Origin of the sequence: Acetobacter sp. P5B1 (assembly GCF_018811985.1) — a bacterium.
Lineage (GTDB): Bacteria > Pseudomonadota > Alphaproteobacteria > Acetobacterales > Acetobacteraceae > Acetobacter > Acetobacter cerevisiae.
Window position 1 is genome coordinate 208,584 of record NZ_JACRVS010000007.1, and the last position, 25,458, is coordinate 234,041.

Sequence of the window (25,458 nt, forward strand, 5' to 3'; positions counted from 1 at the left end):
GATGACGCATCATCCCGCGTTTTTCTCCCCGGCCCGCACAGCTGCGGCGAGGTCCTTAATCTGGTTCAGCACCCGCGGCAGGGTCTGGTCAGTCGCCTTGCCATCCGCATCCAGCGTGTCAGCCAGTGTGGAGAGCAGCGCGGAGGCCACCACGGCCCCATCTGCAATCCCTGCCGCCGTCGCGGCCTGTTCCGGCGTACGGATGCCAAAGCCAATGGCCACCGGCAGGTCCGTCGCGGCGCGGAGGCGCGGAAGGGCCTCCTTCAAAGCTTCGGCACTGGCGGTGCGCGTGCCGGTAATGCCGGTAATGCTCACGTAATAGACAAAGCCGGAGGCGTGCGAGAGCACATAACGCAGACGCTCGTCCGACGTCGTGGGGGCCACCAGACGGATGATATCCAGACCAGCATCCTGCGCGGGCTGTTCCAGAATATCGGCTTCTTCCGGCGGCAGATCGACCAGAATCAGACCGTCCACCCCGGCTTTGGCGGCATCTGTGCAGAAGCGGGCGTGGCCGTACGCTTCCACAGGGTTGAGATAGCCCATCAGAATAATGGGCGTTTCCTGATCCTGCTCACGGAAGGCGGCAATCATTTTCAGCACACCGGGCAGCGAGGCCCCGGCCTTCAGCCCACGGCGGGCGGCCAGCTGAATGACCGGGCCATCGGCGGAGGGATCAGAAAACGGCATACCGACTTCAATCAGATCCGCCCCGGCGGCGGGCATGGCCTTCAGCAACGCCAGAGAGGTTTCCAGATCAGGGTCGAACGCTTCCAGATACGGGATGAGTGCACCGCGACCCTGTGTGGCCAGTGTTTTGAAACGGGCGGCAATACGGCTCACAGCTTCACTCCCAGATGCTCGGCAACGGTGAAAATATCTTTGTCCCCCCGGCCAGAAATATTGACGACCAGCAGCGTCTCTTTCGGCAAGGTGGGGGCAATTTTGGCAGCGTAGGCAATGGCGTGCGCGGATTCCAGCGCGGGAATAATCCCCTCCGTGCGGGTGCAGAGCTGGAAGGCTTTCAGCGCTTCATCATCCGTGGCTCCCACATATTCCGCGCGGCCAATATCGCTCAGCCAGGAATGTTCTGGCCCCACGCCCGGATAGTCCAGACCGGCACTAATGGAATGCGCCTCGTCAATCTGGCCATCGGCATTCTGCAACAGATAGGTGCGGTTGCCATGCAGCACACCGGGGCGACCGCGTTCGATGGACGCTGCCGTCTTGCCGCTATCCAGACCATGACCAGCCGCTTCCACGCCAATCAGCCGCACAGAAGCATCATCCAGAAACGGATGGAAAATCCCCATGGCGTTGGAGCCGCCACCAATGGCCGCAACAATCACATCCGGCAGGCGGCCTTCCTGCGCCTGCATCTGCTCTTTGGTTTCCTCACCAATCACGCTCTGGAAATCACGCACCATGGCCGGATACGGATGCGGGCCAGCCACGGTGCCCACCAGAAAATAGGTATCCGCAATATTGGCAACCCAGTCGCGCATGGCTTCATTCATGGCGTCTTTCAGGGTGCCCGCCCCGGCAGTCACGGGCACAACCTCAGCGCCCAGCAGACGCATGCGGAAGACGTTGGGCTTCTGCCGCTCAACGTCTGTAGCGCCCATGTAAATTACGCATTGCATCCCGAACAGCGCACAGACCGTGGCCGTCGCCACACCATGCTGCCCGGCCCCGGTTTCGGCCACAATACGGGTACGCCCCATACGGCGGGCCAGCAGGATCTGCCCCATGACGTTATTGAGCTTATGGGAGCCGGTATGGTTCAGCTCTTCGCGCTTCATGTAAATTTTCGCACCGCCAAGCTCTTCCGTCATGCGGCGGGCAAACCAGAGCGGGCTGGGGCGACCAACATAATCACGCAGATAGAAGTCCAGCTCTTTCTGAAAAGCCGGGTCCGCCTTGGCGCCGTCATACGCCGCGTTCAGTTCCAGCAGCAACGGCATGAGGGTTTCCGCCACAAACCGGCCACCGTAACGGCCGCCAAAGTGGCCACGCTCATCCGGTCCGTGCCGAAGAGAATTGGGCTGTGCTGCTGTGCTGTGCTGTTCTGCCGGGTCCGCCATGGGTGGTTCTGCCGCTCCTGATTTTTGCGTGATGTGCCGGATCGCCCTGCCCTAAAAAGCAGGCATCCGGCTTACCAGAAGCCGAACGCACTTGCACAGAGGGCACAGAGTCTAAATTTCACCCGGTTGGGAGGGTGCAGCGAGGCTTTTCCGCTATTCAGGACTGTCACTTGTCACTGTCCGCCGGTCTGGTCATATTTCCTGCGCCCGTGTGTCAGCGGTTCGCAAGAGTGACAAAACGATACGCCCGAGGAGAATTTCATGTTTCTGGCCCACAAGCCCGGTGCCCCCGCACGGGCGATTGAGAGTGAGGCCGACGCCCACGGCGTAGCATGGATTGACCTGCTGAACCCTACTCAGGAAGAACAGGAACTCGCCGCCAAAATCTGCGGCCAGCCCCTCCCCACACTGGATGACCTGAACGAGATTGAAAGTTCCTCACGCATCAGCGTGCGCAATGGAGCAGCATTCCTCTCCACCCCCCTGCTCAAAAAAACAGGGCTGGAATTTGAGGCCTTCCCCGTTGGGTTTGTGCTCACGGCGGAACGGCTCGTTACCATTCGCTATCAGCCCTACCCCTCCTTTGAGAATGTGGCCCAGCTTGTCGCCGAGCACACTCTACCCCCTGCGCCAGCCACCACGCCCGCCCCCAGCATGGTGCTCACCCCAGAGCAGAGAGAAAGCGATGCGGCAGACGCCAGCGGACAGGCCCGGCCACTGGAGCCAGCCCCTATTGGCCCCGGCGAGGTGCTGGTGGCGCTGATTGAAACCATTGTGGACCGGCTGGCAGATATTCTGGAAAGTGTCGGCATGTTGCTGGACAAGCTTTCCAAGGACATTTTCAAACGGCGGCAGAACATGCCTAAGGTGCGCAGCGTCGCGGCATGGCAACGCGAATTGCTGGAGCGTGTTGGCAGTTCGGGCGATCTCTGCTCCCGCGTGCGGGACTCCCTGCTGGGGCTGGAACGCATCACTATCTTTCTGAGTGAAAGCAAAAAGGACGGTATGGCCCCGGCCTCTGGCCTGCCCATCACGTCCCGCCGTTTTGAGGCAGGTGTCACCACCATCCCAACCGAAAATGCGCCGTATGCGCTGTCCGGCGCGCTGCGGTCCCGCATGGCGACGGCCAACCGCGATTTATCCTCGCTGAGCGATTACGTCTCTCAGGCGGCCAGCAAGGTGGAATTTCTGCTGGATGCCACGTTAGGCTTTATCAGTATTGAACAGAATGGCGTGATGAAGGTGCTGACCGTTGTCAGCTTTATCGGCGTTGCTCCAACCCTGATTGCCGGGGTCTATGGCATGAACTTCAAGGATATTCCGGAACTTAACTGGTCCTTTGGCTATTGGTATTCACTGGGGCTTATGGCGGCCTCCGTCGGCTTGCCGCTGCTGTGGTTCTGGCGCAAAGGTTGGCTTGGAGGCATCAAATGACACATCGCACCCTGTTTTCCCGCCTGCGTGGTTTAGTGCCTGCGGGCGCAGCCTGCCTGCTCAGCCTTGCCGCCAGCCAGACGGGGCACGCTGCCGAGATCAAGACAAACCCTGCTATTACTCAGGCGGGCTATCAGGCGATGTTCAATCAGCTGAGCGCAGAACCGATGCGCTATGGCGGACTGTCTTCCATACACACCCGCCGTATTCTGGTCGGCCTGCATCAGACAGGTCCGGGCACCGTAGCGGGTGAAATGATGCGGCTGGATTCCGCCATGCGTCCTGTGGATGCCGGGCCGGTAAGCGGCACTCTTACGCCCGCCACCTCCGCGCAGCTGAGCCACTGCCACCTGAAAGTCACCTTGTCTGACCGGGATATCCTGCTGGATGGCCCCTGCTCCGCCACGCTGCTCTCCGGTGCGCTGACCTCCCACCCCAGACCGAGCCAGCTCTGGTCTCAGGTGACAAACTTCATCTCGTCCGACACCTCGGTCTCGCAATACTGGCTCAGCCGGGACACATGGCAGGCGGCCATCACACCTGCGCCAGCGCCCTAAGCGCCTGTAAAGTCTGGTTGACGAACCAGACTTGCGGATTTATTCTCCGCCCCCAGAACTGGCTGACTTCACCTGTCCAGTGCTTTCCCTCATGTCAGGATCATCCTGCTATCCGGGCCGCCGTGGCGCACCTCTGCTGTGACACGCCGTGTTTCCGGGCTTTGCGCAAGACTGATCCGGACCTCCCCATTTCTGAACTACTGCCAGTCAGGGCATTCCTAAATGCATCTTGCGGAACTCAAGGCCAAATCTCCGGCCGATCTTCTGGCCTGTGCCGAAGACCTGAATATTGAAAACGCATCATCCCTGCGCAAGCAGGACATGATGTTCGCCATTCTGAAGGCGCTGGCCGATAACGACCAGGCGATCTACGGTGATGGCACACTCGAGATCCTGCATGACGGGTTCGGTTACCTCCGCTCTCCCGAATCAAACTACCTCCCCGGTCCGGATGATATTTATATCTCCCCCGCTCAGGTGCGCCGCTTTGCTCTGCGCACGGGTGATACGGTTGAAGGGCAGATCCGCGCCCCGCGGGATGGCGAACGCTATTTCTCGCTGCTGAAAATCAACAGCATCAATTTTGAAGCGCCTGAAGCCGTCCGGCACCGCATCAATTTTGATAACCTTACCCCGCTCTACCCTGAGCGCCGCCTGCAGATGGAAGTGGAAAGCGCTGCCCCGCCGGTGAGCGAAACCAAGGGCAAGAAGGGCAAAAGCACGCAGGATTTCACACCCCGCGTGATTGATCTGGTCGCCCCCATCGGTATGGGCCAGCGTGCACTGATTGTCGCACCGCCGCGCACCGGTAAGACGGTCATGCTCCAGAGCATTGCCTCCTCCATTTCCGCCAACCACCCGGAATGCTTCCTCATCGTGCTGCTCATTGACGAGCGCCCGGAAGAAGTGACCGACATGGCCCGCTCCGTGCGGGGTGAAGTGATTTCCTCCACCTTTGATGAACCGGCCCACCGCCACGTGCAGGTGACGGAAATGGTGCTGGAAAAAGCCAAGCGTCTGGTGGAACACAAGCGCGATGTGGTCATCCTGCTGGACTCCATCACCCGTCTGGCCCGCGCCTACAACACCGTTGTGCCGTCATCCGGCAAGGTGCTGACCGGTGGTGTGGACGCCAACGCGCTGCAGCGGCCCAAGCGCTTCTTCGGTGCGGCCCGTAACATTGAAGAAGGTGGCTCTCTGACCATTATCGCCACGGCGCTGATTGATACCGGCAGCCGCATGGATGAAGTGATCTTTGAAGAGTTCAAGGGTACGGGTAACTCCGAGCTGATCCTTGACCGTAAACTGGCTGACAAGCGCACCTTCCCCGCGATTGACATCACCAAGAGCGGCACGCGTAAGGAAGAAATGCTGGTGGACCGCGCCACCCTGTCCAAAATGTGGGTGCTGCGCCGTATTCTGGCCCCCATGGGCACGATGGATGCCATGGACTTCCTGCTGGACAAGCTCAAATACAGCAAATCCAACAACGACTTCTTCGAGGCCATGAACAACTAAGTCTCAGGCCCGGGGACCGTTATCAGACCCCGCATTGGCGGCTGCGTTCAGCCTGCCGGTGCGGGGTCTTTTTTCAGGATCGTCAGCACCACGCTGCCATCCTCTTCCGCCTGCTCGGACAGCACGGTATGGCCCAACGCCAGCACGGAGCGGCGGACATTTTTATGGGGTTCCTCGCCCTTCAGCCGCACAGCAAGCAGGCCACCCTGTGCCAGGCCATCCAGCGCCAGACGGGTGCGCACAAACGTCATCGGGCATTTTTCATGCGTGATATCCAGCATGAGCGTCTCAGGATGAGACGAATCCGCAGGCAGGATCTCTGACGGCTCTCTCGTGTTTTTCATGACGCATTCTCCTCAGGGCCACAGCACTGGTGGCAGAAACCATTTGAAATCAGAGCTTAAAAAACCTGTGCGTGTGTGTAAAATTGGACAACCTCTCCCCTTTTCGGCTACCTGATGTTTCATGAATGCAGGTGGTAACAAGCAGGATTTGCGCCCTTGAAATCACAGTCGACAGAATCGCGGATTGCGCAGCTGTGCATCGAACATGGCCTGAAGATGACAGGGCAGCGCCGTGTCATTGCACGCGTTCTGTCGGACGCTGATGACCATCCCGATGTAGAAGAACTCTACCGCCGAGCCTCAGCGCTGGATTCCCGTATTTCCGTGGCCACGGTGTATCGCACCGTTCGGCTTCTGGAAGAAAAGGGGATTCTGGAACGCCGTGACTTTGGTGGCGGACGCGCCCGCTATGAAGCCACCGAACATGGCCGCCATCATTACCATCTGATTGATGTGGATAATGGCAAGGTGATTGAGTTTGAAGACCCGGAGCATGAAGAGCTGATGCGGCGCGTTGCAGAACGGCTGGGGTTTGACTTTGTGTCCATGCGTCTTGAACTGTTTGGCAAAAAGCGCCCGCAGACCCCGCAGGCAGGCAAAACGGCGCAGGCCGCAAAACGCAAAGGAGCAGCCTCATGAGCGCGGATCAACTGCCGGCAGGCTCTCTCTCCACTCTGGATCTGGAACGCAAGGGCTTTCCTGAACTGCGGGGCGGCAACCTGAGTGTGCGCATTGCCACCACCGATGATGAACGCGATGCCGCCCAGGCCCTGCGTTACCGCGTATTCTATGAGGAAATGGGCGCGCACCCGGACGCAGAAACCCTGCGCCTGAAGCGCGATATTGATGAGTTTGATGCCGTAGCCGACCACCTGCTGGTGATTGACCACGCCATTGCCTCCGATGCGCGCGGCGTGGTGGGCACCTACCGCCTCGTGCAGGGTGATGCCGCTGCAAAAATTGGCCGTTTCTACTCCGCCAGCGAATACGATATTTCCCCTCTGACGGAATTTCCGGGGCGTTTGCTGGAAGTCGGCCGCTCCTGCGTGGACAAGAACTATCGGGGCCGGGCCGCCATGCAGCTGTTGTGGCGCGGCATTGCGTCCTACATTTTCCTGCATCGCATTGACGTCCTGTTCGGCTGCGCCAGCCTGCCGGGCACCAACCCGGATGCCATTGCGAACGAGCTGACCTATCTCTATCACAACCATCTGGCCCCCCCGGCCCTGCGAGTGAAGGCCCTGCCGGAACGGCGCGTGGACATGCTGCGGGTGGACCCACATTCCATCGACTTCCGCAAAAGTCTGGCGCGCCTGCCGCCGCTCATCAAAGGCTATCTGCGCCTTGGCGGTTATGTGGGTGATGGCGCAGTGATTGATCCCCAGTTCAACACGACAGACGTTGCGGTGCTGGTGAAAAGTGAACTGCTGGCAGACAAATATTATCGCCACTATGAACGCCGCCTGCGCGATGCGCTCGACTGAGCGGCACTGTCAGGCTGACCCGGCGTTTCCCGCACCGTGCTGAGCCGTCTGGCGTTCTGGCGCAGGCCTCCATCACCTGCGTGTGACGAAGCACGGGCAGAGCGCCGAAAAAACCGGGCAGCAGGATGGCGTCAGGCTCGCCTGATGCTGGGTATGGGTGTGCTCTCAGCACTTGCCCTGCCACCTGTTCATTTTCTACCCATTCTGCTCATCACCTTTCCCGCTCTTGGCCGGGTGCTGAATCGGGCTCCGAGTTGGAAAAATGCTGCCTGGGCCGGTGCGCTGTTCGGGTTTGGCTTCTATGCCGCCAACCTGTATTGGCTGGTTAATGCTGTGATGATCCGGGCAGAAGAGTTCTGGTGGTTTGTGCCATTCCCCTCTCTGGGCTGCGCGCTGATTCTGGCCCCAATGGTCGCTGCTCCGGCGGCGCTATGCCGGCTAGCCCCGGCTGGCCCCCGTCGCATTCTGGCCTTCGCGGCCAGCTGGACCCTGTTTGATATGGGGCGCGTCTTCCTGTTCAGCGGGTTTACGTGGAATCCGCTCGGCAGCAGTCTGGCAATCCCCGGCGTGGTGGGCGATGTGCTGATTCAGCCCGCCGCGTGGATTGGCGTGGATGGCCTGACCTTTTTTGTGGTTCTGGGCGCATTGTTTGGCGGCGAAGCGTTGCAGGATGCCTTCCGGGCTCGCGCCGATCGCCCCTGCCAGCTTTTCCCACGCCACGCCGACCGTATCCGGGTCGCAGCGAGCGCAGTCCTTGTCATCAGCATCAGCGTGACAGCCAGTATGGTGCGGCTCAAAACAGTGCATCCGACGGGAGAGCAAGGCCCGATTGCTGTGCTGGTACAGGGCAATGTGCCTGAGACGGAAAAAGTCGGTCATCTTAACCCGCGCGATATTTTCATGCGCTACCTGCATCTGACGGCAGATGGCATACTTCAAGCCCGCGACCAGCGCCCCCATCCTGCTTTCCCGGACACCATTACCCGTCCGATCGTCTTTTTGTGGCCGGAAACCTCCTTCCCCGGTTCCATGTTGTTGCAGGACAGCCCGCGCGCCCGCCAGATTATTATGGAATGGGCACCGGGCGCGGATGCCGGATTAATTGGCGCTCTGCGCGTGGATGAAAATGGCCGTTACCGGAACTCAGTTCTGGCACTCGCGCCGAACGGCGATATTGCTGCCGTTTATGACAAAGCCCGACTGGTACCATTTGGCGAATACCAGCCCCCCTTCATCCCACTGCAAATTGTCCCCCAAGGTGGCATGGCGGCCGGTCCGGGCGCTCAGACCTGGCATCTGCCGGGCATTCCGCCTGTGGGACCGCTGGTCTGTTATGAGGTAATTTTCTCAGGCCTGACGGTAGACGAACATGACCGCCCCCGCTGGCTGGCCAATGTAACAAATGATGGCTGGTTTGGAGACAGCGCAGGTCCTCGCCAGCATCTTTCATCCGTCAGGCTGCGCGCTGTGGAAGAAGGGCTTCCCATCGCCCGCGCCGCCAATACCGGTATTTCCATTGCCTATGATGGTTTTGGGCATGAACTCACGCGCCTTGGCTGGGGAAAAACCGGCACCCTGGTTGTGCCCCTTCCTGCGGCGCTGCCTGCGCCCCTGTTCGCCCAGTATGGGCGCAGCCTTCCTGCCCTCCTGAGCCTCGCTGTTTTTCTGCTTGCAGTGGTTCGTCCAGGACGGAAGCGATGAATATAATTGAGATAAAATAAATATTTCTTTGCCGTTAAGATAATTTTTAGACAAAATTTCTTTTGCAGTATGCCTTAATCAGCTAATTAGGCGCGGAAACCCTTTTAATAACAATAAATTAATGATTGATATTTTCAAACATATAGGTAGTTATTACTGTTCTAATATTTTGTATTATTCAGTATGGGCAAGATATTTTTCAAACCTGACAATAGTCATGTGAGCAGCCCTGCAAACTTTAATAAATGGTTTATAAACAGTTACCATCTGGTTTATAAATTACTCTCCTTTCTTCGGTGAGAAATTGCGTGACAGAAACAACCTCTCCTTTCCCTGCCCCAAAGGCCTCTATCCCCCGGGCAGGTTTGGTTGACATGCATGTCGGGCGTCGTATCCGCCTGCGACGCACGCTGTTGGGAATGTCTCAGGAAAAACTGGGGGAGGCTCTCGGCATTACGTTCCAGCAGGTGCAGAAATATGAACGTGGTGCCAATCGTGTCGGGGCATCGCGTCTTTACGATCTGGCCTCCGCGCTGGACGTGCCGATCAGCTTTTTCTTTGATGATATGCCTGCGTCTGGTCAGACCTCGGGTCCTCAGCCCCCACCCACTTTCCACGGCGGCCTGTCACAAAACCGGAAGCCTTTTGAAACCCCGTTTCAGACCGGGACTGCGTCTGTTTTTTCGGATCAGGAAGCCTCTCTGTTTTCCCGCAAGGAAACCATTGAACTGATCCGCGCCTATTACCGCATCCCCGACGCCGTCGTCCGTAAACGCGTGCTGGAACTGGTGCGCTCCATGGCGCCTGCAACCGAGCCAACGTCCTAAATAAAAAAAAGGGCGACCGAAGCCGCCCCCTTTTTGGTCTTTTTGTTGGGTTTGCCTCAGAAATCCTGATCGCCGCCCCAATCACCACCGCCCGCGTCGCCACCAGCATCACCGCCCCAGTCATTGCTTCCGGCATCAAAGCCCTGATCAGCAGACGTTCCGGCTCCGGCAAACGGGTCTGCGCCCGCACCATCCCCATAATTGTTGTTGATAACGGTCTCGCTCGGCTGACCTGCGCCCCATCCGCCATCAGCCCCGGCACCATGATGGCCACTGAACAGATCTGTCAGCGCGTTGGCTGCCAGCATGCCCCCGGCAACACCCGTCGCGGTTGAAAGAGCGGACCCCAGAAAGCCCGAGCCACTGCGGAACATGCCCGGCTGCGCCCCATAAGGCAGCGGCTGCGGCTGGTACTGCGGCGGCATGGCAGCAGGGCGACCGCCCCAGCCCGGAGGTGCAGACTGTTGCGGCTGAGCCTGCGGCCCACGCTGACCGCCGCCAAACAGGCCGCCCAGAAAACCACCGCCGCCAGCCGGTTTCTGCTGGGCCTGAGACTGAGCCTGCTGCAACGCCTGCTGAGCTTGCTGCAACTGGAACTGAAGCTGCTGAATACGGTTCTGCGCTTCAACCAGCGCCATTTCCTGCACCACAGCCATCTGCGTAATACGATAGCGGGCTTCCGGATATTGCTGAAATTCCTGCGCCAGGAATTTATCCGCATCCGGGTCTATCGGCGGCAGATTGGGCTTCGTGCTGGGCACGCTTCCAAAACCGGACTGGGACGCACCGCCCACTCTGGCTACAAATTTCGCAATGAGGTCGCGTTCCTCGTTGGTCATCGTCTCTTTTCCCTGCCTGCGGCATGTGCTGCCAGCCTGATGCACTGGTTTGCATAAGATAGCACTAGTCTGGCTAAGATGTGGCGAGGCGGCAAGAGCGTTGCAAGAGGAGAGCTGCAGGGAGTTGCATGCCTTCTCTTCCTGAATGCGCAGCGCCCCTGTATGGTGTGCCCCGCCGTGCGCGCTCTGCGCACACCCTGATTGTCATACTGCGGAGTTTCACCCTGACCATGGACCCGGCGTCTCCCCGCCCTACCGAGCGGCCTCTTTCTTTTCAGGACCTGATCCTGACCCTTCACCAGTTCTGGTCAAAGCAGGGGTGCGCCATTCTCCAGCCCTATGACCAGGAAATTGGCGCGGGCACGCTTTCCCCCCACACCACCCTTCGGGCTCTGGGCAGCACACCGTGGAAGGCTGCCTATGTGCAGCCTTGCCGCCGCCCATCCGATGGTCGCTACGGGGAAAACCCCAATCGGCTCCAGCATTATTACCAGTATCAGGTGCTGCTGAAGCCCACGCCGGAAGAAAGCCAGAAACTCCTGCTGGACAGCTACCGCGCCATCGGGATTGACCCGGACCGGCACGACATCCGCTTTGTGGAAGATGACTGGGAAAACCCGACCATCGGCGCATGGGGGCTAGGCTGGGAAGTGTGGTGTGACGGGATGGAAGTCACCCAGTTTACCTACTTCCAGCAGGTAGGCGGTATTCCGGTGGTACTGCCTTCCACGGAACTGACCTACGGGCTGGAACGTCTGGCCATGTATGTGCAGGGCGTCGAGAACGTCTATGACCTCGATTACAACGGGACCGGCCTGTCCTACGGCGATGTCTTCCTGCGTGCCGAGCAGGACTATTCCCGCCATAACTTTGAGCTGGCGGATACGGAACTGCTGTTCCGCCATTTTGCCGATGCAGAAAAAGAAAGTGCGGCCCTGGCGGAAGCCGGTGTAGCGCAGCCGGCCTATGACCAGTGCCTGAAGGCCAGCCATCTGTTCAACCTGCTGGATGCGCGCGGCGTGATCAGCGTGAGCGAGCGCGCCGCCTATATTGGCCGTGTGCGGACACTGGCAAAACTGTGCTGTGAGACCTGGCTGGCTGGCGAGGACAAATAAGATCATGCCCGAACTGCTGATAGAACTTTTTTCAGAAGAAATTCCCGCCCGCATGCAGCAACAGGCGGGGGAGCATCTGCTGCGCCTGCTGTCTGAAGCATTGGCCCCGCTGAACCCGAAAGACGCTGTGGCCTATACCGGCCCGCGCCGTATTGCGGCCTCCTGCACGCTGGACGCCAACGTGCCCGGCCGCACAGTGTCTGAACGCGGACCGCGTGAAAGTGCGCCGGAAAAGGCCCTGCAAGGCTTCACCCGCAAACACGGGGTGACGCAGGATGTCCTGACCCTGCAAAACGGCTTCTGGGTGCTGGAGCGGGAAGAACCCGCCATCAGCGCCAAAGAGCATATTGCTGCCATCATGCCGGATCTGCTGCGCCGCTTCCCATGGCCGAAATCCATGCGCTGGGGCCAGGGCAGCGCCTTTACATGGGTGCGCCCACTGCGTCGCATTCTGTGCATTCTGGATGGTGAGACTGTGCCGTTCTCTCTCGCGCAGGGTGACGATAACGGCCACAACCTCCAGTCTGGCAACCAGACGGAAGGCCATCGCTTCCTCTCCCCCGGTGCTGTGACTGTCAGCAGCGCTGCGGAATGGCAGGACACACTCAAGGCCCGCCATGTGCAGGTGCATGCAGCAGACCGTCGGGAAACCATCGTTACAGGCCTGACGGCCCTTGCCTCATCAGAAGGTCTGGCCCTTGTGCCGGATTCCGGGCTGGTGGATGAAGTCGCCGGTCTGGTGGAATGGCCAGTGCCGTTCCTTGGCCGGATTGATGAGAAATACATGGATCTGCCTGCCGAGGTGATGCAGGTCTCCATGCGCGTCAACCAGCGCTATTTTGCCCTGCGCAATGGTGATGGGTCCGCCGCCCCGCGCTTTGCCTTTGTGGCCAATATTGTCCCCGCAGATGACGGCACGCTGATTGTGACCGGCAATGAGCGCGTGCTGCATGCCCGTTTTGCGGATGCGCGCCACTTCTGGGATCTGGACCGCAAGCAGACCCTCGCCTCTCGCCTGAGCGCGCTGGACGCCATCACCTTCCACGCCAAACTTGGCAGTCAGGGTGACCGCACGCGCCGTATGGTGCGTCTGGCCGGGCTGATTGCCCCGATGGTTGGAGCCTCCAAAGCGGACTGTGAACGCGCCGCCGAACTCAGCAAAACGGACCTGACCACCGGCATGGTCGGGGAATTCCCGGAACTGCAGGGTGTGATGGGTGGCTACTACGCGCAGCATGACGGCGAAACACCTGCTGTCTGTCAGGCCATTAGCGAGCAGTATATGCCGCGCGGCCCCGGCGATACGGTGCCGACTGCTCCGGTTTCTGTCGTGCTGGGTCTGGCAGACCGGTTTGACATGCTGGCCGCGTTCTTTGCCGCGGGTGAAAAACCGTCCGGCTCGGGCGACCCCTTCGGTCTGCGCCGTGCAGCTCTGGGCATTATCCGCCTGATCCGTGAAAACGGTCTGCGTCTGGATCTGGTCAAGCTGTTCCTGCTGGCTGCGGAAGCACTGCCGGAATCCCTGCGCGATGCGCCGGATCTGGCTCTGCTGCCGCAGTTTATGGCTGAGCGCTTGCGTGTTCAGCTCCGCTCGGAAGGCGCACGGTATGACTGCCTTGCCGCTATTTCCACCGGCAATACCGATACGGACATCACCCGCCTTCTGGCCCGCGCACAGGCGCTGGAAACCATGCTGGAAACGGAAGACGGCAAGAACCTGCTGGCCGCCACCCGTCGCGCTGCCAATATCCTGCGGATTGAAGACCGCAAGGATGGTCCGCATGAAGGCGCGCCGGACCCGGCCCTGTTTGCCCAGCCGGAAGAACAGGCACTGGCCGCCACGCTGGACCGGGTTGAACCGGCTGTGGAAAAGGCGTTTGCAGAAGAACGCTTTACCGACGCCATGCGGGAAGCAGCCAGCCTCCGCGCACCGCTCGACAAATTCTTTGAAGACGTCACCGTTAACGCGCCGGACGCTCCGCTGCGCCTCAACCGCCTGCGGTTGCTCTCACGTCTGGTGCGGATGATGCGTCTGATTGCGGATTTCAGCCAGATTGAAGGCTAAGCGACCTTCCTTTTGAAGGAACGCTGAACAGAGAAAGAGAGACGTGACGGTTTGCCGCGTCTCTCTTTTTTTATGAGCTATCGGGACTTTTTCTCTCCCTAGCTTCATGCACCATCGAGATTTTATCGCTCGAATGGCTGCGCCCAGGAAACTTTTTAGCGCAGCCTCAACTCAGCCGGGTGCCATTGGGCACAGGCCTTTCCAGACCCGCCAGCACGACGCCCTCTTCCGTTTCAAACCCTGACAGCAGGAACTGGGAACGAAACGGGCCGATCTGCTTTTCCGGAAAATTGATAATCCCGATAATTTGCCGTCCGATAAGCATTTCGGGCGTGTAGAGGCGTGTCACCTGTGCGCTGGTTTTACGCTCCCCATAGGGCCCAAAATCTACCCAGATTTTATAGGCAGGCTTCCGCGCTTCCGGAAACGGCTCTGCACGGAGGATCGTCCCCGCCACAATCATCACCTTTTCAAAATCTGACCAGCCAATCTGTTCCATAAGGTCCTCTTTTGCGCCTGAACGCCTGAGCTTTTTTAACGGTCCCATTAAAGGCAGGCCCATAAAAAAAGCGTGTAGCCTGAAGAGACCACACGCTTTCCTATTTTTAATCAGCCTCGAAGGCCCTTGGGGACAAACCCCTCATCACTATGTGGGTGTGCGACCAAAGAAGAAGCTGACCACCAGCAGCACCACAAAAATAAACAGCAGAATTTTAGCAACACCAGCAAAGCTGGAGGCGGCGCCACCAAACCCGAACAGGGAGGCAATCAACGCCAATATCAGAAAGGTCAGAACCCACCGTAAAATAGCCATCTCGTCTCTCCTTAAGAACTCCGCAGTTGCTCCGGAAGAGCACTCCGGCTTTGCGCTTCCCCCAATCCAACGCAGGGATGCTCAAAAAGTTCTCTCGGTTCAGAAACGAGACGAAGCAGACATAAACCTGATGCTATCCGACAACCCGGAGCACAGCATCAGGCTTGAGGCGCATTCAAACGGACCTGTTAGTGGCCTTCAGACCCCGGAATAATATCATACCCGGCACTGCCCGGAGCAGGACCCGGCGGGGGCGCATTCCCTACCGCAACCCCAACCATCTGGTTGGAAGCCGGACCGATTTCCCGTGCGTCGATGGCCACACCCAGTTCCCCGCTGCTACCCGTGCCCACGGCATAAAGCGTCTGACCCGGTTTGAGCCATGCAGCCAGACGCGTGGCCTCACGCGGGGGGAGATAAATCACGGAATGATCTTTCAGCACCGCGCCGTTCAGCTGGCCATCCAGATCATAGAGTGGCATCCAGACCTCGCCATGCAGCACCAGATCGGGGCCTGCAATCATCTCGGTAGACTGGCGAGGCATGGCAATAAAGGTGTCCTGCATGCCCCGGCCACGCGGGCTGGTGAGGCCAAAAGCGCGGATAATAGGCAACGTGCGGCCCTTCAGGCCACGGATATCGACGGTATCACCGGGTTTGATCAGACCGGCCAGCGTATGACCCTGATCCGGAGAGATGAACACCTGCGTGCCATCATGCAGAATGAACCCGACCACACTCCCGTGGGAGGACGGCAGAAACTGCGACACCTGCCCACTAAAATGCGGCAGGCCTGAGAGGTCATAAACCCCGTCAGCTTCTTTTTCCGTCGCCGTCTGGTGAGAAGCGAAGTTTGCCGCATTCTGCTGCCCGGCGGGTGCCTTATGGGCAGGAGCCGCAACGGCTACAGAAGAAGCCAGAAGGAAAGCTGGAAGGGAGAACAGATGGCGCATGGATCAACCGACTAGAGAAGTCTGGCCTGAGGCTTTACGGACCTCAGGCCAGAATAAGGAAGACTGTGCGCCATTGTTCGTCAGGAACGCGCGTCCGGCAAGAGCCGGAAAAGCGTGTCAGTGGCGGAAATGACGCATACCAGTAAAGACCATGGCAATACCCGCAGCATCCGCCGCAGCAATCACCTCATCATCCCGGATGGAACCACCCGGCTGAATCACAGCGGTCGCCCCTGCGGCCACAATGGTTTCCAGCCCGTCTGCAAACGGGAAGAACGCGTCAGACGCGGCCACAGAACCCTGCGTGAGCGGTGCATCCAGCCCGGCAGCCTTGGCGGCTTCCCCGCTTTTGCTGGCGGCGATACGTGCGGAATCAACCCGGCTCATCTGGCCGGCGCCAATCCCCACCGTGGCATCGTTTTTAGCATAGACAATGGCGTTGGACTTCACGTGCTTGGCCACACGGAAGGCAAAGATCAGGTCTTCCATTTCCTGCGCGGACGGAGCGCGTTTGGTCACCACACGCAGGGACTCGGGTTTGATCTGCCCGTTATCACGCGTCTGCGCCAGAAAACCACCGGCCACAGACCGCACAACCACACCAGAGGCTGCGGCATCCGGCAGACCGCCCGTCAGCAACAGGCGCAGGTTTTTCTTGCGGGCCAGAATGGTTTTGGCCTCTTCATCCGCATCCGGAGCGACGATGACTTCGGTGAAAATACCAGCGATTTTGGTCGCCGTTTCCGCGTCCAGCGTGCGATTAAGGGCCACAATACCACCAAAGGCCGACACAGGGTCACAGCGCAGCGCATTGTCCCAGCAGGCAGACAGCGTGTCACCCACAGCTACACCGCACGGGTTGGCGTGTTTGACAATGACCACAGCCGGACGGTCAAACTCGGCCACAGCTTCAAACGCCGCATCGGTATCGTTGATATTGTTGTAGGACAAAGCCTTGCCCTGCACCTGAACAGCCGTCGCGACACCGGGGCGGGTGCTGCCATCTTTGTAGAAAGCAGCCTGCTGATGCGGATTTTCACCATAACGCAACACTTCCGCCCGCTGGCCAGCCAGCACAAAGCGTTCCGGCAGCGTGTCCTGCGCCTGTGCGGCAAACCATGCTGCAATGGCGGCATCATAAGCGGCGGTACGGGCATAAGCGGCGCCTGCATAGGCACGGCGCTGTTCAAGCGTGCTGCCACCCTGCCCCAAAGCCTCAATCAGCCCGGCATACTGCGCGGTGTCAGTCAGCACCACCACGTGACCGTGGTTCTTGGCTGCGGCGCGAATCAGCGCGGGGCCGCCAATATCGATATTTTCAATGCAGTCTTCAGCGCCAGCGCCGGAGGCAACCGTTTTTTCAAACGGGTAGAGATTGACCGCGACCAGATCGATCGGAGCAATCTTGTGCTCTTCCATCTGAGCGACATGAGCTGGCAGATCGCGCCGCCCAAGAATACCGCCGTGGATCTGCGGCACGAGCGTTTTCACGCGGCCATCCAGAATTTCCGGGAACCCGGTGTGATCAGACACCTCGGTGACGGGAAGACCAGCTTCACGCAGAGCGCGGGCAGAGCCACCTGTGGAAAGGATTTCCGCACCGTGCGCAACCAGCGCGCGACCGAGGTCAAGAAGCCCCGTTTTGTCGGAAACAGAAATTAACGCGCGGCGCACGGGTTGCGTCGTCTGGCTCATGGTCGGACCTTTCGCACGGCTAAACCTGATTTCAAAGCGGCTCATTAGCTAACAAGCCGCCCAAGAGCAACCTTATGCGCCCCGGAAAAGGTCTTAACGGCGCGTAAAGGTCCAGTAGAGCGGCTGACGACCTGCTGCGATGGCTTTCGCTTCGTAACGGGTGGGGAACCAGCCTTCCGGCCGCTCAGAAACGGGCGGCGGGGCTTCAAAAAACGGTTGTGCCGCCATGACTTCTTCAACCCATGCCTGATAGGTCGGATCATCACTCGCTACGCGCCACACAGCACCGGGCTTGAGCACACGGGCCACAAGGCTTACATTTTCCGGATGCATGAAGCGCCGCTTGGCATGACGGGCCTTGGGCCATGGGTCCGGAAACATCAGGAACAGCCGATCCACGGAGGCATCCGGCAGCGCACGCAACAGCACGCGGGCATCATCATCCCACAGACGCAGCATGTCTGGGATGGTGGACGTTGCCTCCTCTCCAACCGGCACAAAGCGGGTCAGCAGGGAGCACAGGCCGTTATCAAAAACTTCAGAGGCAATATAGCCAACATCGGGGTGGGCATTATGCTGCCCGACCACATGTTCCCCGCCACCAAATCCGACTTCAAACCAGATTTGCTGAGGCGGACGGCCAAAGGCTGTGGCCGGGTCCGCTGCGCGATCCAGCGGAAAGCGCAGGCGGGGCAGCGCCTCATCTAGAAGACGTTGCTGACGGGGACGCAGCGAATGGCCGCGCGGTCGCCCATAAAGTCGTTCGGGCGACGGCTTAACGTCCGGTGCGCGTACTTCCTCCGTCATCGCGTCGTCAGACCTTAGCGGTTGAAGGCGCCACGCAGGGCATCCACCAGATCGGTGCGCTCCCACGTAAAGTCATCACGCGCATCATCCGGCGTACGGCCGAAGTGACCATAAGCAGATGTCTGGGCGTAAATCGGGCGGTTCAGACGCAGGTGCTTACGGATACCACGCGGGGAGAGATCCATGACCTCACGCAGCACGGAACCCAGACGGGCTTCGTCCACATCCTTGCCGGTGCCATCCAGATCCACATACACGGACAGCGGATGAGACACGCCAATGGCGTAAGAAACCTGAAGCGTGCAACGCTCTGCCAGACCAGCAGCCACAACATTCTTGGCCAGATAGCGGCAGGCATAGGCTGCGGAGCGGTCAACCTTTGTGGGGTCCTTACCGGAGAATGCACCGCCGCCATGAGGCGCTGCACCACCGTAGGTGTCCACAATGATCTTACGACCCGTCAGACCGCAGTCACCATCCGGACCGCCGATGACGAAGATACCGGTCGGGTTGACGTAGAACTCGTCTTCCGGCGGCATCCAGCCTTCTGGCAGCACGTTGCGCACAATATCACCCAGTTCTTCACGCAGCTTCTGCTGGCTTACGCCTTCATCATGCTGGGTGGAGATCACCACGGACGTGGCGCCAACGGGGCGACCTTTGGAATAGCGCAGTGTGACCTGGCTTTTGGCATCCGGCTGCAGGCCGGCTGCACGCGGGTCACCCGCACGGCGCAGATCACGAATTTCGTGCAGAATGCGGTGTGCATAATAAATGGTGGCCGGCATCAGAGTGTCGGTCTCGGTGGACGCATGGCCGAACATGATGCCCTGGTCGCCAGCGCCTTCATCTTTCTCGCCAGCGCTGTCCACGCCCACTGCAATATCAGCAGACTGAGCGTGCAGGTAGTTCGCCGCGTCCGCTGTACGCCAGGAGAACCCTTCCTGATCGTAACCAATGTCCTTCACCGCATCGCGCGCTGCCTGAATCAGGCTGTCGGATGTGATGGAAGAAGGGCCGCGAACCTCGCCAGCCAGGATGATCCGGTTTGTGGTCACCATGGTTTCACAGGCCACGCGGGCTTCCGGGTCCGCTGCAAGATAAGCATCCAGAACAGTATCGCTGATCCGGTCCGCAACCTTGTCGGGATGACCTTCGGAAACAGATTCCGAAGTGAACAGGAAATCGCCGTCTTTACGCATGATGGTGCCGTCTGCCCCACGCACTAGTGAATTAGGAATTGTGACCGCCACCTTTAAGAAAAGGCGACGGGATCGTGTGGCGGAATAGTGGCCAATGGTCAAGTGTATTGCGGCTATGCAGCCATCAGGACCATATTCCTGCTGGCTTGCAGCGGGCATTTTTCCAGTATCTGCCAGCCCTTATTCTGCGGCGCAGACCGCAGAATTCAGCCCTTTAGAAGCGGATAAAAGAAAATATCACGATAGGAAATGTGAATAAAGTCAGGTCTTAAAAAAAGTGCAATGCCTTTAGCAAGGCGGCAGACCGAGCACCTCTTCCATCCCATAATATCCAGCCGGACGGTCCTGCACCCAGAGAGCTGCCCGCACCGCACCGGTGGCAAACACCCGCCGATCAAACGCCCGATGGGTCAGGGTAATCTGCTCATCCGCAGAGGTAAACAGAACCTCATGCTCTCCCACAATCTGCCCGCCGCGAAGCGCTGCAAACCCAATGGCGCCCGGCTTGCGCGGGCCGGTATGGCCGTCACGCCCGCTCTCCTTCACATCGGTCAGCGCCACGCCACGGCCTTTTGCCACGGCCTCACCAATGGCCAGCGCGGTGCCGGACGGCGCATCGACTTTCTGCCGGTGATGCATTTCCACAATCTCGGCATCATAAGACTCGGCAGGGAGCGCCTGCCCCATCATCTGCGCCAGACGACGCACCAGCGTGACGCCAGCAGAGAAATTGGCTGCATGCACAACCCCGATGGTCTCCGCTGCCTTCAGGACAGCCGCCTGTTGCGCCTCGGAAAGCCCGGTCGTGCCCAGCACCCACGCCGTATCGTGGTCCGCCAGAGCCTGCGCATGCGGGATAGCGGTGTCTGCATGGGTGAAGTCAATCACCACATCACTCACTGCTGCCAAACCGGCCATGTCCGTAAACAGAGCAAGCCCGCCCGGCAGGCCGGTCGCTTTCGCTTTATCGCGCACAGTGCCGCCTGCCAGCACAGCACCCGCAGCCTGTACCTCTTCCACCAGCAAACGACCTACGCGCCCGGTAATGCCAGCAATGCCGATACGCAGCCCTTGATCTGTCATGCCGGATCAGCCCTTATTTTCGAAAAAATCCCGAACGCGTGCAAAGAAGCCCGTATGTTCGGGGCTACCCTTCACGTTCTCACCGGCTTCTTTTTCAAACTCTTCCAGCAGCTCTTTCTGGCGTTTGTTCAGATGCTGCGGCGTTTCCACCGTCACCTGAATATACATATCGCCACGCGCGCTGGAGCGCAGAACGGAGAAGCCTTTGCCGCGCAGGCGGAAATGCGCGCCGGTCTGCGTGCCTGCCGGGATTTTCACCTTAGCGCGGTTGCCATCAATCACCGGCACTTCAATTTCTGTGCCCAGAGCAGCCTGCCCCATACGGAGCGGCACGCGGCAATAAACGTTGGCACCGTCACGCTGGAAAATCCCATGTTCTGAAACAGAAACATGCACATACAGATCACCCGCAGGCACACCCTGCCCACCAGACTCGCCCTCACCCGTAATGCGGATACGCGTGCCGTCTTCCACACCGGCAGGGATCTGCACAGCAAGGGTCCGTTCTTTTTCGACCGTCCCTTCCCCATGGCAGACCTTACAGGGGTCTTTCACAACGCGTCCGGCCCCGTGGCAGGTCGGGCAAGGCCGTTCCACCATAAAGAAGCCCTGCTGCGCCCGCACCTTGCCCGCGCCATGGCAGCTCGGGCAGGTTTCCACACCCGCTTCCCCGGCGTTGGACCCGGTGCCATGGCAGGACTCACACGCCACGCGTGTGATGATTTTTACGTCTTTTTTCACGCCGGAGAAGGCTTCTTCCAGCGTGATTTCAACATGAGTCTGGATGTCATTACCCGTACGGGCACGACCACCGCCACGGCGGCCACCCATCATGTCGCCAAACATCTGCTCGAAGATGTCGCCCAGACCACCACCGCCACCAAAGCCGTTGAAGTCAAAGCCGCCGGGGCCACCGCCACCGCCGTTTTCAAAGGCTGCATGACCAAAACGGTCATAAGCTGCGCGCTTCTGCTCATCTTTCAGGACGTCATACGCCTGATTGATTTCCTTGAACTTTGCTTCGGCAGCTTCATCCCCGGGGTTGCGGTCGGGGTGATATTTCATGGCCAGTTTACGATAAGCCTTCTTGAGTTCATCGGATGAAACCGTCCGGCTAACTTCAAGAATTTCGTAATAATCAATCTTGGTGGCCATGGAAGTCCTCTTGCAGGAAACTGCCTTTTACAAAAGCGCAGCAGATGTCTGAAAATGACAAACGGCGTCCGCCTTCCAGGAAGCGCGGACGCCGGAGAAAAAAGCCGTTACCACCCTGCATTAAGCAAGGTGGCAGCGGGTTAAAGCGTCCGATCAGGACTTTTTGTCGTTCACGTCTTCAAAGTCCGCATCGACGATTTTTTCGTCGTTCGGCTTGGCACCAGCAGCACCGGCTTCACCTTCCGGAGCGCCTTCACCAGCCTGACCAGCCTTATAGACGGCTTCGCCCACCTTCATGGCAGCCTGCGTCAGACGGTCGCTAGCCGTCTTGATGGCTTCGGCATCGGTGCCTTCCAGGGCGGTTTTGACAGCGGCAATCGCGCTTTCAGCTTCCGTCTTGTCAGCAGCCGGAACCTTGTCGCCAGCTTCAGTCAGAGACTTTTCAACCTGATGCACGAGGCTTTCTGCGTTATTCCGCACTTCAACCTGTTCGCGCTTGGCTTTATCGGCTTCAGCATTCGCTTCAGCGTCTTTCACCATCTTGTCGATGTCGCTGTCGGACAGACCACCAGAGGCCTGGATCTTGATCTGCTGTTCCTTACCGGTCGCCTTATCCTTAGCGGACACGGACACAATGCCGTTGGCGTCGATATCGAACGTCACTTCAATCTGCGGCACACCACGCGGAGCCGGGGCAATACCCGTCAGGTCGAAGTTCCCCAGCAGCTTGTTATCAGCTGCCATTTCACGTTCGCCCTGATAGACCTTAATGGTCACAGCGTTCTGGTTGTCTTCCGCCGTGGAGAAGGTCTGGCTCTTCTTGGTCGGGATCGTCGTGTTCCGGTCGATCAGACGGGTGAAGACACCACCCAGCGTTTCGATACCCAGAGACAGCGGCGTTACGTCCAGAAGCAGAACGTCTTTCACGTCACCCTTCAGAACGGCACCCTGAATAGCAGCACCAATGGCGACCACTTCATCCGGGTTCACGTTACGGGCCGGGTCTTTACCGAAGAACTGCTTAACAGCTTCGATCACCTTCGGCATACGGGTCATACCACCAACGAGGATAACTTCATCCACTTCGGAAGCAGACACGCCAGCGTCTTTCAGAGCGGCCTTACAGGGTTCCAGCGTGCGCTGGATCAGGTCATCAACAAGGCTTTCCAGCTTAGCGCGGGTCAGCTTCAGCACCAGATGCTTCGGACCGGAAGCGTCTGCGGTGATGAACGGCAGGTTGATTTCCGTTTCCTTGGAGGAAGACAGCTCGATCTTCGCTTTTTCAGCAGCTTCCTTCAGGCGCTGCAGAGCCAGCTTATCAGACCGCAGGTCGATGCCCTGCTCACGTTTGAACTCGTCAGCCAAGTAGCCGATGATGCGGTTATCGAAGTCTTCACCACCAAGGAACGTATCACCGTTCGTGGATTTCACTTCGATCACGCCGTCAGAAATTTCCAGAACGGAAACGTCGAACGTGCCGCCACCAAGGTCATACACAGCCACCGTGCCGCCGCTTTTCTTTTCCATGCCATAGGCAAGGGCAGCAGCCGTCGGTTCGTTGATGATACGCAGGACTTCAAGACCAGCGATACGACCGGCGTCTTTGGTAGCCTGACGCTGGGCATCGTTAAAGTAAGCCGGAACCGTAATAACGGCCTGCGTCACTTTTTCCCCGAGGTAAGCCTCAGCGGTTTCTTTCATCTTGCCGAGCACGAAAGCGGAAATCTGGGAGGGGGCATATCCTTTGCCGCGCGCCTCGACCCACGCATCGCCGTTGTCACCTTTGACAATGGCGTAGGGGACCATTTCCTTGTCTTTCTGCACGGTCGGATCATCATACCGGCGACCGATCAGACGCTTGACCGCGTAGAGTGTGTTCGTCGGGTTGGTAACAGCCTGACGTTTAGCCGCCTGCCCGACCAGCATTTCACCGCCTTCGGTGAAAGCGACCATGGACGGGGTGGTGCGAGCGCCTTCGCTGTTTTCAATAACGCGGTTTTCATTGCCTTCACGCACTGCAACGCAGGAGTTGGTCGTGCCGAGGTCAATACCAATAACTTTACTCATGTCTGCTCCTTTAAGCGACCCGGTCTGGCCCGAAGCACCGGACGGGGTCCTATCTCTTCCGGCCTGCTTTCACGCTGAAAACCGGCCATGAATGTTAAGTCTGATGTATGGTGCCCCAAAACCTCTTTCAAGGTCCAGACACCGGGCGGGAAACAATTTTTTCCATCTCCTGCCCGGTATGCGGGGCACTCTCGGCCGGATTTATTCTCCGGCCTTAGCCACCACCACCATAGCCGGCTTCAGCAGGCGGCCATGCAGCGTCCATGTCGGGGTCCAGGCCTGCATGACCGTTCCCGGTGCATGCTCAGCGCTAGGCTGTTCCGCCATAGCCTGATGCAGGTTGGCGTCAAACGCCTTGCCGGACGGGTCATCACACTTGATGCCATGCCGTTCCAGAATGGAGATAAAGGACCGTTCGGTGCTTTCAATCCCCTCACGCATTTTGGTGATGACCGTATCTTCACCTTCCTGCGCAGGCGGCAGGCTGGACAGCGCGCGACGCATGTTTTCAGCCGCTTCCACCACATCCCGTGCAAATTTCTGCACAGCATACTGGCGGGCATCGTCCACATCGCGCTTGGCGCGGGCGCGCAGGTTCTGGTTTTCAGCCTCAGAACGCAGCCACTTTTCCTTCATCTCGGCAGCTTCCTGCTCGAGCTCGGCAATACGCTGCTCGACGGGAGACTGCTCGGTTGCCTGTTCTGCCCCGGCTTCGGCGGCGTCCTGAGGCGGGGCGACGTGGTCGGACGCAGCCGGTGCGGCCTGCGTCTCAACCTGTGTGGGATCTGTATCTTGGGTCATGCTTCAAGAAGTAAGCAACGTGATGGGACGCGACAAGACCCGCAACGCCTGCCATGCTGATTTTGCAACCAATTTTACAAGCGCGCCGCAACGTGCTCAAAAATTGGACAAACTGGAAACCGTTGCCCATAGCGCACGGGCGAGGATGCGCGTATGCTGACTGGCTTGCGCTGACCGCGAGGAAGGAAAACGCATACCATGGCAGACCGCACCAAGCAGACGATTGCTCTGGTTGATGACGACCGTAATATCCTGACGTCGGTCCAGATGACTCTGGAGGCGGAGGGCTTTCACGTCCGCACCTATACCGATGGCGAATCGGCCTTACAGGGCCTGACAGCCTACCCGGTTGATCTGGCCGTGCTGGACATCAAGATGCCCCGCATGGACGGCATGGAACTGTTGCAGCGCCTGCGGGCCCGCTCCCATCTGCCGGTGATCTTCCTCTCCTCGAAAGATGAGGAAGTGGACCAGCTGATGGGCCTCCGCCTTGGCGCGGATGACTATATTACCAAGCCCTTCTCCCAACGCCTGCTGCTGGAACGCATCCGCGCCCTGCTGCGCCGGAACGAGGCCAGCCGTGCGGAAGCCAGCGGCGCACCTGCTGGGGGCGCTCTGGTGCGCGGCGCGCTTTCTCTGGATGAGTTGCGCCATAAATGTACGTGGAACGGGGAAGATGTACCGCTGACGGTCACGGAATTCCTGCTGGTCAAGACGCTCGCCATGCGTCCCGGCCTCGTCAAATCACGCGATCAGCTAATTGATGCCGCCTATGGTGACACCGTGTATGTGGATGACCGCACCATCGACAGCCACATCAAACGGGTACGGAAAAAATTCCGGCAGGTGGATGACAATTTCAATCAGATTGAAACGCTGTACGGCATTGGCTACCGCTATAAAGAAGACTGAG

General features: G+C 59.0%; 24 protein-coding genes. 10 read left to right on the plus strand and 14 right to left on the minus strand.

Annotation, left to right across the window (positions count from 1 at the left end):
• Positions 1–9: 9 nt before the first annotated feature.
• Entirely contained in the window at positions 10–843 is an 834-nt protein-coding gene (trpA, locus tag KP703_RS06895; protein ID WP_215754261.1) for a tryptophan synthase subunit alpha, read from the minus strand.
• Positions 840–2,084: a tryptophan synthase subunit beta gene (trpB, locus tag KP703_RS06900; protein ID WP_215754262.1), complete on the minus strand. Its 1,245-nt coding sequence runs from the start codon at positions 2,082–2,084 to the stop codon at positions 840–842. The genes trpA and trpB overlap by 4 nt, the downstream gene beginning before the upstream one ends.
• A gap of 261 nt (positions 2,085–2,345) precedes the next feature.
• Between trpB and KP703_RS06905 the strand changes: the two genes are divergently transcribed.
• The 3 genes from KP703_RS06905 to rho all read left to right on the plus strand — a co-directional run bounded on the left by KP703_RS06905 (position 2,346) and on the right by rho (position 5,593).
• Entirely contained in the window at positions 2,346–3,518 is a 1,173-nt protein-coding gene (locus KP703_RS06905; RefSeq protein WP_062142043.1) for a magnesium transporter CorA family protein, read from the plus strand.
• A complete protein-coding gene (locus KP703_RS06910; RefSeq protein WP_215754263.1) occupies positions 3,515–4,075 on the plus strand; it encodes a hypothetical protein in 561 nt (186 codons plus the stop codon). Before KP703_RS06905 ends, KP703_RS06910 begins: the two co-directional genes overlap by 4 nt.
• A gap of 222 nt (positions 4,076–4,297) precedes the next feature.
• Positions 4,298–5,593 (plus strand): transcription termination factor Rho, encoded by a 1,296-nt coding sequence (gene rho, locus KP703_RS06915; RefSeq protein ID WP_043551267.1) that lies wholly within the window; start codon positions 4,298–4,300, stop codon positions 5,591–5,593.
• Positions 5,594–5,640: 47 nt separating this feature from the next.
• Here rho and KP703_RS06920 read toward each other — a convergent pair whose 3' ends face one another.
• Positions 5,641–5,937, minus strand: a complete 297-nt coding sequence (locus KP703_RS06920) for a sulfurtransferase TusA family protein (protein WP_373687448.1) — start codon at positions 5,935–5,937, stop codon at positions 5,641–5,643.
• Positions 5,938–6,153: 216 nt separating this feature from the next.
• Here KP703_RS06920 and KP703_RS06925 point away from each other — a divergent pair, with 216 nt between their 5' ends.
• The 4 genes from KP703_RS06925 to KP703_RS06940 all read left to right on the plus strand — a co-directional run bounded on the left by KP703_RS06925 (position 6,154) and on the right by KP703_RS06940 (position 9,949).
• Positions 6,154–6,576 (plus strand): transcriptional repressor, encoded by a 423-nt coding sequence (locus KP703_RS06925; RefSeq protein ID WP_252353895.1) that lies wholly within the window; start codon positions 6,154–6,156, stop codon positions 6,574–6,576.
• On the plus strand, positions 6,573–7,421 hold the full coding sequence (locus KP703_RS06930; RefSeq protein ID WP_062142041.1) for a GNAT family N-acetyltransferase: 849 nt from the start codon (positions 6,573–6,575) through the stop codon (positions 7,419–7,421). Before KP703_RS06925 ends, KP703_RS06930 begins: the two co-directional genes overlap by 4 nt.
• A 144-nt stretch (positions 7,422–7,565) precedes the next feature.
• Positions 7,566–9,122, plus strand: coding sequence for an apolipoprotein N-acyltransferase (gene lnt / locus KP703_RS06935; RefSeq protein WP_215754306.1), 1,557 nt, complete (start codon positions 7,566–7,568; stop codon positions 9,120–9,122).
• Between the two features lie 374 nt (positions 9,123–9,496).
• Entirely contained in the window at positions 9,497–9,949 is a 453-nt protein-coding gene (locus KP703_RS06940) for a helix-turn-helix domain-containing protein (protein WP_215754264.1), read from the plus strand.
• A 56-nt stretch (positions 9,950–10,005) separates the two neighbouring features.
• Here the strand turns inward: KP703_RS06940 and KP703_RS06945 are convergent, their stop codons facing one another.
• Complete coding sequence (locus KP703_RS06945) at positions 10,006–10,788, minus strand: DUF2076 domain-containing protein (protein WP_062248102.1); 783 nt, start codon at positions 10,786–10,788, stop codon at positions 10,006–10,008.
• 230 nt (positions 10,789–11,018) lie between these two features.
• Here KP703_RS06945 and KP703_RS06950 point away from each other — a divergent pair, with 230 nt between their 5' ends.
• Positions 11,019–11,903: a glycine--tRNA ligase subunit alpha gene (locus KP703_RS06950; RefSeq protein WP_215754307.1), complete on the plus strand. Its 885-nt coding sequence runs from the start codon at positions 11,019–11,021 to the stop codon at positions 11,901–11,903.
• A 4-nt stretch (positions 11,904–11,907) separates the two neighbouring features.
• Entirely contained in the window at positions 11,908–13,968 is a 2,061-nt protein-coding gene (gene glyS, locus KP703_RS06955; RefSeq protein ID WP_215754265.1) for a glycine--tRNA ligase subunit beta, read from the plus strand.
• A 166-nt stretch (positions 13,969–14,134) separates the two neighbouring features.
• On the opposite strand, the gene KP703_RS06960 is transcribed toward glyS, so the two are convergent.
• From KP703_RS06960 to KP703_RS07005, 10 genes are all read right to left on the minus strand, one after another.
• Positions 14,135–14,467 carry a tRNA-binding protein gene (locus tag KP703_RS06960; RefSeq protein WP_062271623.1) on the minus strand — a complete coding sequence of 111 codons (333 nt, stop codon included), beginning with the start codon at positions 14,465–14,467 and terminating at the stop codon, positions 14,135–14,137.
• Positions 14,468–14,614: 147 nt separating this feature from the next.
• Positions 14,615–14,782 (minus strand): DUF1328 domain-containing protein, encoded by a 168-nt coding sequence (locus tag KP703_RS06965; protein ID WP_082779372.1) that lies wholly within the window; start codon positions 14,780–14,782, stop codon positions 14,615–14,617.
• Positions 14,783–14,970: 188 nt separating this feature from the next.
• Positions 14,971–15,735, minus strand: coding sequence for a hypothetical protein (locus KP703_RS06970; RefSeq protein ID WP_215754266.1), 765 nt, complete (start codon positions 15,733–15,735; stop codon positions 14,971–14,973).
• Between the two features lie 117 nt (positions 15,736–15,852).
• Positions 15,853–17,430, minus strand: a complete 1,578-nt coding sequence (gene purH, locus KP703_RS06975; protein ID WP_215754267.1) for a bifunctional phosphoribosylaminoimidazolecarboxamide formyltransferase/IMP cyclohydrolase — start codon at positions 17,428–17,430, stop codon at positions 15,853–15,855.
• 93 nt (positions 17,431–17,523) lie between these two features.
• Positions 17,524–18,237 (minus strand): tRNA (guanosine(46)-N(7))-methyltransferase TrmB, encoded by a 714-nt coding sequence (locus tag KP703_RS06980; RefSeq protein ID WP_215754268.1) that lies wholly within the window; start codon positions 18,235–18,237, stop codon positions 17,524–17,526.
• 14 nt (positions 18,238–18,251) lie between these two features.
• Positions 18,252–19,439 carry a methionine adenosyltransferase gene (gene metK, locus KP703_RS06985; RefSeq protein WP_215754269.1) on the minus strand — a complete coding sequence of 396 codons (1,188 nt, stop codon included), beginning with the start codon at positions 19,437–19,439 and terminating at the stop codon, positions 18,252–18,254.
• A 288-nt stretch (positions 19,440–19,727) separates the two neighbouring features.
• The gene (gene dapB, locus KP703_RS06990; RefSeq protein ID WP_215754270.1) at positions 19,728–20,522 is read right to left on the minus strand and encodes a 4-hydroxy-tetrahydrodipicolinate reductase; all 795 of its coding nucleotides are present in this window, start codon (positions 20,520–20,522) and stop codon (positions 19,728–19,730) included.
• Between the two features lie 6 nt (positions 20,523–20,528).
• Positions 20,529–21,677: a molecular chaperone DnaJ gene (dnaJ, locus tag KP703_RS06995; RefSeq protein ID WP_215754271.1), complete on the minus strand. Its 1,149-nt coding sequence runs from the start codon at positions 21,675–21,677 to the stop codon at positions 20,529–20,531.
• 153 nt (positions 21,678–21,830) lie between these two features.
• Complete coding sequence (gene dnaK / locus KP703_RS07000) at positions 21,831–23,744, minus strand: molecular chaperone DnaK (protein WP_061492219.1); 1,914 nt, start codon at positions 23,742–23,744, stop codon at positions 21,831–21,833.
• 201 nt (positions 23,745–23,945) lie between these two features.
• Positions 23,946–24,545: a nucleotide exchange factor GrpE gene (locus tag KP703_RS07005; RefSeq protein WP_215754272.1), complete on the minus strand. Its 600-nt coding sequence runs from the start codon at positions 24,543–24,545 to the stop codon at positions 23,946–23,948.
• A gap of 198 nt (positions 24,546–24,743) precedes the next feature.
• Here KP703_RS07005 and KP703_RS07010 point away from each other — a divergent pair, with 198 nt between their 5' ends.
• Complete coding sequence (locus KP703_RS07010) at positions 24,744–25,457, plus strand: response regulator transcription factor (protein WP_043551284.1); 714 nt, start codon at positions 24,744–24,746, stop codon at positions 25,455–25,457.
• The last annotated feature ends 1 nt before the right edge of the window (position 25,458 follow it).

Bases quoted from the DNA above. Each gene is read 5' to 3' on its own strand.
- dnaJ (WP_215754271.1), bottom strand. From the start codon at position 21,677: ATGGCCACCAAGATTGATTATTACGAAATTCTTGAAGTTAGCCGGACG.
- KP703_RS07005 (WP_215754272.1), bottom strand. From the start codon at position 24,545: ATGACCCAAGATACAGATCCCACACAGGTTGAGACGCAGGCCGCACCG.
- trpB (WP_215754262.1), bottom strand. From the start codon at position 2,084: ATGGCGGACCCGGCAGAACAGCACAGCACAGCAGCACAGCCCAATTCT.
- KP703_RS06945 (WP_062248102.1), bottom strand. From the start codon at position 10,788: ATGACCAACGAGGAACGCGACCTCATTGCGAAATTTGTAGCCAGAGTG.
- purH (WP_215754267.1), bottom strand. From the start codon at position 17,430: ATGAGCCAGACGACGCAACCCGTGCGCCGCGCGTTAATTTCTGTTTCC.
- KP703_RS06930 (WP_062142041.1), top strand. From the start codon at position 6,573: ATGAGCGCGGATCAACTGCCGGCAGGCTCTCTCTCCACTCTGGATCTG.
- KP703_RS06950 (WP_215754307.1), top strand. From the start codon at position 11,019: ATGGACCCGGCGTCTCCCCGCCCTACCGAGCGGCCTCTTTCTTTTCAG.
- rho (WP_043551267.1), top strand. From the start codon at position 4,298: ATGCATCTTGCGGAACTCAAGGCCAAATCTCCGGCCGATCTTCTGGCC.
- KP703_RS06965 (WP_082779372.1), bottom strand. From the start codon at position 14,782: ATGGCTATTTTACGGTGGGTTCTGACCTTTCTGATATTGGCGTTGATT.
- dapB (WP_215754270.1), bottom strand. From the start codon at position 20,522: ATGACAGATCAAGGGCTGCGTATCGGCATTGCTGGCATTACCGGGCGC.
- KP703_RS06980 (WP_215754268.1), bottom strand. From the start codon at position 18,237: ATGACGGAGGAAGTACGCGCACCGGACGTTAAGCCGTCGCCCGAACGA.
- KP703_RS06920 (WP_373687448.1), bottom strand. From the start codon at position 5,937: ATGAAAAACACGAGAGAGCCGTCAGAGATCCTGCCTGCGGATTCGTCT.
- metK (WP_215754269.1), bottom strand. From the start codon at position 19,439: ATGCGTAAAGACGGCGATTTCCTGTTCACTTCGGAATCTGTTTCCGAA.
- glyS (WP_215754265.1), top strand. From the start codon at position 11,908: ATGCCCGAACTGCTGATAGAACTTTTTTCAGAAGAAATTCCCGCCCGC.
- lnt (WP_215754306.1), top strand. From the start codon at position 7,566: ATGCTGGGTATGGGTGTGCTCTCAGCACTTGCCCTGCCACCTGTTCAT.
- KP703_RS06910 (WP_215754263.1), top strand. From the start codon at position 3,515: ATGACACATCGCACCCTGTTTTCCCGCCTGCGTGGTTTAGTGCCTGCG.
- KP703_RS06925 (WP_252353895.1), top strand. From the start codon at position 6,154: ATGACAGGGCAGCGCCGTGTCATTGCACGCGTTCTGTCGGACGCTGAT.
- KP703_RS06905 (WP_062142043.1), top strand. From the start codon at position 2,346: ATGTTTCTGGCCCACAAGCCCGGTGCCCCCGCACGGGCGATTGAGAGT.
- KP703_RS06960 (WP_062271623.1), bottom strand. From the start codon at position 14,467: ATGGAACAGATTGGCTGGTCAGATTTTGAAAAGGTGATGATTGTGGCG.
- KP703_RS06940 (WP_215754264.1), top strand. From the start codon at position 9,497: ATGCATGTCGGGCGTCGTATCCGCCTGCGACGCACGCTGTTGGGAATG.
- KP703_RS07010 (WP_043551284.1), top strand. From the start codon at position 24,744: ATGGCAGACCGCACCAAGCAGACGATTGCTCTGGTTGATGACGACCGT.
- dnaK (WP_061492219.1), bottom strand. From the start codon at position 23,744: ATGAGTAAAGTTATTGGTATTGACCTCGGCACGACCAACTCCTGCGTT.
- KP703_RS06970 (WP_215754266.1), bottom strand. From the start codon at position 15,735: ATGCGCCATCTGTTCTCCCTTCCAGCTTTCCTTCTGGCTTCTTCTGTA.